This window comes from Shigella sp. SIG3 (assembly GCF_053555855.1).
Genome location: NZ_JBQZXE010000135.1, coordinates 1 through 8,986, shown reverse-complemented (window position 1 = coordinate 8,986; position 8,986 = coordinate 1). Strand labels below are relative to the sequence as shown.

General features: G+C 51.2%; 8 protein-coding genes and 1 riboswitch. Of the genes, 2 read left to right on the top strand and 6 right to left on the bottom strand.

Annotated features, from left to right (window positions below; all coding sequences use genetic code 11):
• Window positions 1–23 precede the first annotated feature (23 nt).
• Window positions 24–881, bottom strand: coding sequence for a glutamate racemase (murI, locus tag ACUU1I_RS17820; protein ID WP_000201819.1), 858 nt, complete (start codon window positions 879–881; stop codon window positions 24–26).
• Complete coding sequence (gene btuB / locus ACUU1I_RS17815; RefSeq protein WP_000591334.1) at window positions 826–2,670, bottom strand: TonB-dependent vitamin B12 receptor BtuB; 1,845 nt, start codon at window positions 2,668–2,670, stop codon at window positions 826–828. Before btuB ends, murI begins: the two co-directional genes overlap by 56 nt.
• 65 nt (window positions 2,671–2,735) lie before the next feature.
• Window positions 2,736–2,925, bottom strand: a riboswitch (cobalamin riboswitch).
• A gap of 113 nt (window positions 2,926–3,038) precedes the next feature.
• Here btuB and trmA point away from each other — a divergent pair.
• Window positions 3,039–4,139, top strand: a complete 1,101-nt coding sequence (trmA, locus tag ACUU1I_RS17810; RefSeq protein WP_000187010.1) for a tRNA (uridine(54)-C5)-methyltransferase TrmA — start codon at window positions 3,039–3,041, stop codon at window positions 4,137–4,139.
• A 39-nt stretch (window positions 4,140–4,178) separates the two neighbouring features.
• Here trmA and ACUU1I_RS17805 read toward each other — a convergent pair whose 3' ends face one another.
• The gene (locus ACUU1I_RS17805; protein ID WP_000806414.1) at window positions 4,179–4,538 is read right to left on the bottom strand and encodes a YijD family membrane protein; all 360 of its coding nucleotides are present in this window, start codon (window positions 4,536–4,538) and stop codon (window positions 4,179–4,181) included.
• Window positions 4,538–5,188: an HTH-type transcriptional repressor FabR gene (gene fabR / locus ACUU1I_RS17800; protein WP_001309117.1), complete on the bottom strand. Its 651-nt coding sequence runs from the start codon at window positions 5,186–5,188 to the stop codon at window positions 4,538–4,540. The genes ACUU1I_RS17805 and fabR overlap by 1 nt, the downstream gene beginning before the upstream one ends.
• Window positions 5,189–5,508: 320 nt before the next feature.
• Between fabR and sthA the strand changes: the two genes are divergently transcribed.
• Complete coding sequence (gene sthA / locus ACUU1I_RS17795) at window positions 5,509–6,909, top strand: Si-specific NAD(P)(+) transhydrogenase (RefSeq protein ID WP_001120826.1); 1,401 nt, start codon at window positions 5,509–5,511, stop codon at window positions 6,907–6,909.
• Here the strand turns inward: sthA and oxyR are convergent.
• Together oxyR and ACUU1I_RS17785 are read right to left on the bottom strand one after the other, a co-directional pair.
• On the bottom strand, window positions 6,892–7,809 hold the full coding sequence (gene oxyR / locus ACUU1I_RS17790) for a DNA-binding transcriptional regulator OxyR (RefSeq protein ID WP_001025932.1): 918 nt from the start codon (window positions 7,807–7,809) through the stop codon (window positions 6,892–6,894). The two genes, sthA and oxyR, sit on opposite strands and share 18 nt — an antisense overlap.
• Window positions 7,810–8,060: 251 nt before the next feature.
• A partial coding sequence (locus ACUU1I_RS17785) for an MFS transporter (protein WP_449144868.1) occupies window positions 8,061–8,986 on the bottom strand: 926 nt, incomplete at its 5' end.

Here is an 8,986-nt window from a genome sequence, read left to right as displayed (position 1 = left end):
CGACCGCGCAACATTCAACCAAATCAGCCTAAAACTGCCAGTTTTTCGAGCGTTTCGAAGCCGTAACGCTGTAAAACGGGCAATAATTGTTCAGCTTCTGGCGTCATTGCCATACAAAAGGCAATATTCGCATCGGCAGATTTTGCATCCGGGGCTTCATGTTCTAACAACCAAGCCGTTCGGCGAGCAATCGCTGCGCCAGAATCCACCAGCCGGGTTCCCTCTGGCAGCACTTGTAACAGTTCTTCTTGTAGTAGAGGGAAATGGGTGCAACCCAATACAACGGTATCTGGCGGCTCTTTCATTCTTAACCACGGGCGTAGGATACGTTTTAGTGCATCCAGAGAAACATCTTCGCCATGCAGCTTCGCTTCAGCCAACTCAACCATCTCTGCCGAGCCCAGCATTTCTATCTGGCATTCATTAGCGAAACGCGCGATCAGCTCATGAGTATAAGAACGTTTAACTGTTCCGCGGGTTGCCAGTAATCCGACAATGCCATTTGCCGTCAGACGTGCAGCAGGTTTAATCGCCGGCACGACACCAACAACCGGGAAGTCGAACTTTTCGCGTAATGCAGGAAGTGAAACGGTACTGGCGGTGTTGCAAGCGACCACAGCCAGCGCAAGGGGATAACGTTCTTGCACCGCGGTGACAATTGCCACCACTCGCTCAACAATAAACGCTTCGCTTTTTTCGCCATACGGGAAAGCGACGTTATCGAAAGCATAAATGTAATGGAGATCCGGTAAGAGATGCCGGATCTCGTCATAGACCGACAACCCACCGACGCCGGAGTCAAACACCAGCACGGTGGGACGTGGTTCAGAAGGTGTAGCTGCCAGACAAGGTGTATTCCCGTCCTGCAGTTTGGTAGCCATAGACTGTCTCATAATCTTTGTCGAACAGGTTGGCTATTTTACCACGAACTGTCAGGTGAGAGGTGACCGGATACGCAACCGCAAGATCCCACAAGCTCACACCGCCCATTTTAACGGTTTGATAAGGATAAGATGAGTAATCCTTATCATAGCGAGTGCCTAAATACTGATAAGTAATACCCCAGTCGAAGTCATACAACTGCCAGTCGAGCTGGTATTTCACCTGCTGTTTAGCACGGCGTAACAACGGCGTGTCGGTAATCGCATTGCGCGCATCGACATAATCATAACTCACAGTATGCGTCAGTGGTCCGGTATCAAAATTGGCTGTCGCCTCGACGCCCTTAATCCGCGCTTTCCCTTCGTTGTAATATTTCAGGGTGTGATCATCATAATCGATCAAGTCACTGACATCGTTACGATATCCGGAAATACGCCAGTTCACCCCAGCGGTTAAGCCTTCAAACGCGCCTTCCCACTGTTTGCTTTTCTCCGGGTCCAGATTCGGATTTCCGTAGAAGCCATACAGTTGCCCCAGATTTGGTGCCTTATAAGATGTCCCGTAGGAAGCAATGAAGCGATAACCTTCGATGAATTCCCAACCGGCGCTGGTTTGCCAGGTTCCATGACGACCAAACTGTGAGTTATCGTCGCTGCGTGCTGCGCCTTCAAAGGTAAAATCGCCGACTTGTTGCAGCCCGGTCAGATAGATGCCGGTATTACGTTGATCATATCCATCCTCAACATAACCTGTACCCGGCGTCGTAGTCTGTTTCTGCCAGTCGACACCCGCACCAATACTACCGTGACCAACGATGACATTGTTTGCCCACTGGACGGTGTATTGCTTCATCTCATCGAGCGTCGCCGACGAATCATAACGACCATAATGGGGATCGTAGTTGTAATCTTTGCTATGGCTATAGCTGGTAATGAGTTGTGATTTAATCAGTTCGCCGTTATAGCGCAGCCCGGCGTCCCAACTTTGGCTATAGAGTTTACGGGTATCGAGCAACGGTGAACCGGGAGAATAATACGCGTCATAATTGGTACGGTTATCATAGCCATAGCCGCGAACAAAGCCGCTCCAGGCATCAGTACAGTTATGATCCAGCGCCCCATAAAGCGTTTTACTTAAAAAACCATCGTTATCTGTCTGCGCTTGCGTTCCGGTATTACCATAGGCAACAACATCATAACCATGAGTATGGGCATAATCGCCCAACAGCGTTACCCGTGTTTTATCCCCCAGTTGTTGCTGCGTAGAGACATCATAGTTCTGATAACTATTGCTTCCCCACCCTGCTGAAATTTCCGTTCCGGGTTCATCGCGCGTCGTGATGATATTCACCACCCCGCCTATTGCATCGGAACCATAAACAGCGGAGCGCGGTCCACGGATATATTCAATACGCTGGACAAGCGCAATAGGGAACTGGCTAAGGTCGGCAGAACCACTCACCCCCGCCAGATTCAGGCGGACGCCATCAATTAACACCAGCACATGACTGGCATTTGTACCGCGAATAAAAATAGATGAGAGCTGACCTGAACCGCCGTTTTGGGTGATATCGACGCCCGGAAGACGGCGCAGCACATCATTGACCGAGGTCGACTGCCAGCGGTCGATATCCTGACGGGTCACAACGGTGGTTGGTGCAAGCACAGTGCTGCGCGGCTGTTCAAAACGGATAGCAGTAACGACGAGAGTATCCGGGCTGGTATCCTGTGCCCAAGCGGAAAATGCCGTGACGGAACACGCCGTCAGCAACGAAGCTTTTTTAATCATTGTAAAGCATCCACAATAGAAGAAGGATGCCGCAGGTTTCATCAATATTACGCGATGATGAGAACCAGATGCGACGTTGGCCGGCAGGTCTTCGGGCTTGGAGGGGTATCTAAGATACTAAGAGATGATGACTTCCCACCGGATGGCAGTGTCCGCATAACGCAATCATCGCACCTTTCCTTACCGCTGCGCGTCAGCTCTAGATTCGCACTGGATTCCCTATTAACTCACAGGACCGGCAAGTGGATGCTACAGGTTGTAACAAGTTACTGTCCAGACGTAGCTCACAAATAGGAATTCATCAAGATCTGGACATCTGATGAGCAATCCCTACAATCGCCGCGTACTTTAATTTTTCAGGATACATCATGACCCCCGAACACCTTCCAACAGAACAGTATGAAGCGCAGTTAGCCGAAAAAGTGGTACGTTTGCAAAGTATGATGGCACCGTTTTCTGACCTGGTTCCGGAAGTGTTTCGCTCGCCGGTCAGTCATTACCGGATGCGCGCGGAGTTCCGCATCTGGCACGATGGCGATGACCTGTATCACATCATTTTCGATCAACAAACCAAAAGCCGCATCCGCGTGGATAGCTTCCCCGCCGCCAGTGAACTCATCAACCAGTTGATGACGGCGATGATTGCGGGTGTGCGTAATAATCCCGTTCTGCGCCACAAGTTGTTCCAGATTGATTACCTCACCACGCTGAGTAATCAGGCGGTGGTTTCCCTGCTGTACCATAAAAAGCTGGATGATGAGTGGCGTCAGGAAGCGGAAGCACTGCGCGATGCACTGCGCGCGCAGAATCTGAATGTGCATCTGATTGGTCGGGCAACGAAAACCAAAATCGCGCTGGATCAAGATTACATCGACGAGCGTCTGCCGGTCGCAGGGAAAGAGATGATCTATCGTCAGGTAGAAAACAGCTTTACCCAGCCGAACGCGGCGATGAATATTCAAATGCTGGAATGGGCGCTGGACGTAACCAAAGGCTCAAAAGGCGATTTACTGGAGCTGTACTGCGGCAACGGTAACTTTTCATTAGCGCTGGCGCGCAATTTTGATCGGGTATTAGCCACCGAAATCGCCAAACCGTCAGTCGCTGCCGCGCAATACAACATTGCCGCTAACCATATTGATAACGTACAAATTATTCGTATGGCGGCAGAAGAATTTACTCAGGCGATGAATGGTGTGCGCGAGTTTAACCGCCTGCAAGGGATCGACTTAAAGAGCTATCAGTTCGAAACCATTTTTGTCGACCCACCGCGCAGCGGTCTGGACAGTGAAACCGAGAAAATGGTGCAGGCGTATCCACGTATTCTGTATATCTCCTGCAATCCGGAAACGTTATGCAAAAATCTGGAAACATTAAGCCAGACGCACAAGGTCGAACGTCTGGCTCTGTTTGATCAGTTCCCCTACACGCACCATATGGAGTGCGGCGTATTACTGACCGCGAAGTAAAACCCATGCCGGATGCGCCAGCATCCGGCATGATACCGATTACTCAGCAACTTCCTGCTTACGGTTACGCATCTTCGCGCCAATCCAGAACACCATAATGACGGAGAGTACTGCCGGGAAGAAGTTAGAGCCGATATCCGGATATTCCGCACGAACTACCGTGCTGTACAGCAGTACGCCGAGAATAAAACAGGCAGCTGCCAGACCCGGCAAGCCTACCGACATGGTGCGATTAAGATAACGTTGATGCAGGCAGTAAACCGTCAGCACCAGGGAAATAATCGGGAATACAGAAAATGGCACAATGGAGCTAAACAGCGCTGCGAAAGTACCATTAATCGATAAGCCAGCAACCAACGCCAGCAGCAGCGTACCTCTATCTTGATTTGCTTGTTTCATTACTCGTCCTTCACATTTCCCGGAATAATTGCGGTTTTCTCTTGTTCACGGCGATACCAGTAATAAGCCCCTTTCGAAATCATTCGCAGTTGCAGTACCAGTCGCTCTTCTAATTGCCGACGTTGTTCGACGCCGACGTCCAACGCCTCGGCACCCGCACTGAAGACAATTGTCACCATTGCTTCGGCTTGCGCTTCAGTAAACGCACGCGGCATATGGTTTTCGAGTTCCAGATAGTCCGCAAGTTCCGCAATGAAGTGCTGAATTTCACGCGCAACGGCGGCACGAAACGCAGCGGAGGTGCCGGAGCGTTCCCGCAATAATAACCGGAAGGCGTTAGGATTATTACCGATGAACTCCATAAATGTGGAGACCGAGGTACGGATCACACTCCCGCCTTTGGCGATACGCTGACGTGCCTGGCGCATGAGTTGGCGTAGCATTAAACCGCTCTCATCAACCATGGTCAGACCCAGTTCGTCTACGTCGCGGAAATGCCGATAAAAAGAGGTGGGAGCAATGCCCGCTTCACGCGCCACTTCACGCAAACTCAGGCTGGCGAAGCTGCGTTCAGCACTTAATTGGCTAAATGCGGCTTCCACCAGCGAACGGCGGGTTTTTTCTTTTTGTTGCGCTCTTACGCCCATCACGATGTCTGAATCCTTGCCAAAAGTACTGCTGGCACTATACCAGAGAATGAACATACTGGATTGCTCCAGTATTGTGAATGAACGGTAACGCAATAAAACATATTTACTGGCCGGTTCTTTTACGTACAGCGGAAACCTGCCGCTTAAACGGAGAGTATCGTCGATAAAAATCCAATAAAACGTCAGGGCAAAAGTAAGAAACAGACAAAGCAAAGGCCGCTCAGGATATAGCCAGATAAATGACGGGGATCAATTGGCTTACCCGCGATAGAATGTTACCATTATGTTGATTTTATGTATAAGAACAGGTAAGCCCTACCATGCCACATTCCTACGATTACGATGCCATAGTAATAGGTTCCGGCCCCGGCGGCGAAGGCGCTGCAATGGGCCTGGTTAAGCAAGGTGCGCGCGTCGCAGTTATCGAGCGTTATCAAAATGTTGGCGGCGGTTGCACCCACTGGGGCACCATCCCGTCGAAAGCTCTCCGTCACGCCGTCAGCCGCATTATAGAATTCAATCAAAACCCACTATACAGCGACCATTCCCGACTGCTCCGCTCTTCTTTTGCCGATATCCTTAACCATGCCGATAACGTGATTAATCAACAAACGCGCATGCGTCAGGGATTTTACGAACGTAATCACTGTAAAATATTGCAGGGGAACGCTCGCTTTGTTGACGAGCATACGTTGGCGCTGGATTGCCCGGACGGCAGCGTTGAAACACTAACCGCTGAAAAATTTGTTATTGCCTGCGGCTCTCGTCCATATCATCCAACAGATGTTGATTTCACCCATCCACGCATTTACGACAGCGACTCAATTCTTAGCATGCACCACGAACCGCGCCATGTACTTATCTATGGTGCTGGAGTGATCGGCTGTGAATATGCGTCGATCTTCCGCGGTATGGATGTAAAAGTGGATCTGATCAACACCCGCGATCGCCTGCTGGCATTTCTCGATCAAGAGATGTCAGATTCTCTCTCCTATCACTTCTGGAACAGTGGCGTAGTGATTCGTCACAACGAAGAGTACGAGAAGATCGAAAGCTGTGACGACGGTGTGATCATGCATCTGAAGTCGGGTAAAAAACTGAAAGCTGACTGCCTGCTCTATGCCAACGGTCGTACCGGTAATACCGATTCGCTGGCGTTACAGAACATTGGGCTGGAAACTGACAGTCGCGGACAGCTGAAGGTCAACAGCATGTATCAGACCGCACAGCCGCACGTTTACGCGGTGGGCGACGTGATTGGTTATCCGAGCCTGGCATCAGCGGCCTATGACCAGGGGCGCATTGCCGCGCAGGCGCTGGTAAAAGGCGAAGCCACCGCACATCTGATTGAAGATATCCCTACCGGCATTTACACCATCCCGGAAATCAGCTCTGTGGGCAAAACCGAACAGCAGCTGACCGCGATGAAAGTGCCGTATGAAGTGGGCCGCGCCCAGTTCAAACATCTGGCACGTGCACAAATCGTCGGCATGAACGTGGGCACGCTGAAAATTTTGTTCCATCGGGAAACAAAAGAGATTCTGGGTATTCACTGCTTTGGCGAGCGCGCTGCCGAAATTATTCATATCGGTCAGGCGATTATGGAACAGAAAGGTGGCGGCAACACTATTGAGTACTTCGTCAACACCACCTTTAACTACCCGACGATGGCGGAAGCCTATCGGGTAGCTGCGTTAAACGGTTTAAACCGCCTGTTTTAACACTTTATCGAAATGGCCATCCATTCTTGCGCGGATGGCCTCTGCCAGCTGCTCATAGCGGCTGCGCAGCGGTGAGCCAGGACGATAAACCAGGCCAATAGTGCGGCGTGGTTCCGGCTTAATGCATGGCAGATAAACAACCCCATCGCGTTTGCGCTCCGGCGGCACAGCCAGCGCTGGCAATAAAGTGATCCCGCTACCTGCCGCCACCATGTTGCGCAGAGTTTCCAGGCTGGTCGCGCGGAAGTGTGTATCTTCATCCGCCCCGGCTTCAAAGCAGAAACCCATTGCCTGATCGCGCAAACAGTGACCATCTTCCAGCATCAGCAGTTTTTCCCCTGCCAGATCGGCCATCAGTACGCATTCGCGGTTCGCCCACGGGTGATCTTCATAGATAGCCAGCAACATTGGCTCATCAAACAACGGCACTTCAATGAATGCTTCGCTCTCTTTCACCAGCGCGAGGATCACGCAATCGAGTTTGCCGCTGTCCAGTTGCGCCAGTAACTGGTGGGTCTGTGCTTCATGCAGATACATTTCCAGCTTTGGAAATGTCTGGTGCAGCATCGGGATAATATGCGGTAGCAGGTATGGTCCAACCGTAGGAATCAAACCAATATGCAGCGGTCCGGACATCGTCTCACCCTGCTGGCTTGCCATCTCTTTAAGGACTTTCACCTCACGCAGCACGGTACGCGCCTGATCCACCAGCAGCATTCCCGCCTGGGTGAACAACACTTTACGGCTGGTCCGCTCCAGCAACATCACGCCCAGCTCATCTTCCAGCTTACGAATTTGGCCGCTAAGCGTCGGCTGGCTAACGTGGCAGGAATCTGCCGCACGCCGAAAATGGCGGTGTTCAGCCAATGCCACCAGGTACTCAAGATCACGAATATTCATTATCCATCCTCCATCGCCACGATAGTTCATGGCGATAGGTAGAATAGCAATGAACGATTATCCCTATCAAGCATTCTGACTGATAATTGCTCACAGAAACGGAGCGGCACCTCTTTTAACCCTTGAAGTCACTGCCCGTTTCGAGAGTTTCTCAACTCGAATAACTAAAGCCAACGTGAACTTTTGCGGATCTCCAGGATCCGCTTTTTTTTATTCTACAGGCCCACAGCAAGAGAGCCTGATAGTAACGATTACTCAATGCGATCTTTGACAATAAAGAAGTAACACAGCGCCCCGGTGAACGTCACACAGGCCGCGATAACCAGCGCCAGATTAAACGAGTGTGTGGTATCCACTACCCAACCGGTTACGATCGGAGCAAAGGAAGCAAAAACAAAACTGCCAAAGTTTTGAATCCCGGCGATGGAAGCCACTTTTGTTTCTGACACCATCACCTGCACCAGTCCCCATGCAGACGTTCCCGCGAAATGCACGCAGAACAGCGCCATTGAGATAAACGCTACCGCCTGAGCTGGCGAGGAAGATTGCACGACCAGCAACGTGCCTAATGCCGACATCATCAAACCGCAGACAATAGCCGTTTTACGCGTCTTCGCCAGGTCGTAGCCTTTTTTCGCCAGCCGATCGACCACAATACCGTTAACCCACATCCCGACCGCCGCCGCGAGGAAAGGAATCGCCGCTACCCAACCGGTTTTCGCCAGACTGAAACCTTGTTCGGCTTGCAAATAACCGGGTAACCACGCAATGTAGAGCCAACCGGTATAATTGACGCCAGAGAAACCTAAAATCATCCCCCAGGTTGTCCGATGCTTAAACAGCGCCAGCCACTCGCTAAATTGCAGCTGTGGACGCGGTTTAACCGGCGCGGAGAGATACGTCCGTTCTTCGTCAGTCAGGACAAACTGCGCCCGGTTGCGATACCACGCGTACCAACAGATCCCAACCAGAATCCCTGCCACGCCGATGATAACGAACATCGTCCGCCAGCCCCATGCCAGCTGCATCAATACAAGAGCAGGAGGCGCGATAGCCTGACCGATAACGGTAGATGAGTTAAAAATCCCCAGCGCCGTGCCGCGTTCTTTTTGTGCATACCAGTCGGTGATCGACTTTACTCCCGCAGGCATAAATGGCGCTTCGCCAATACCCAGAC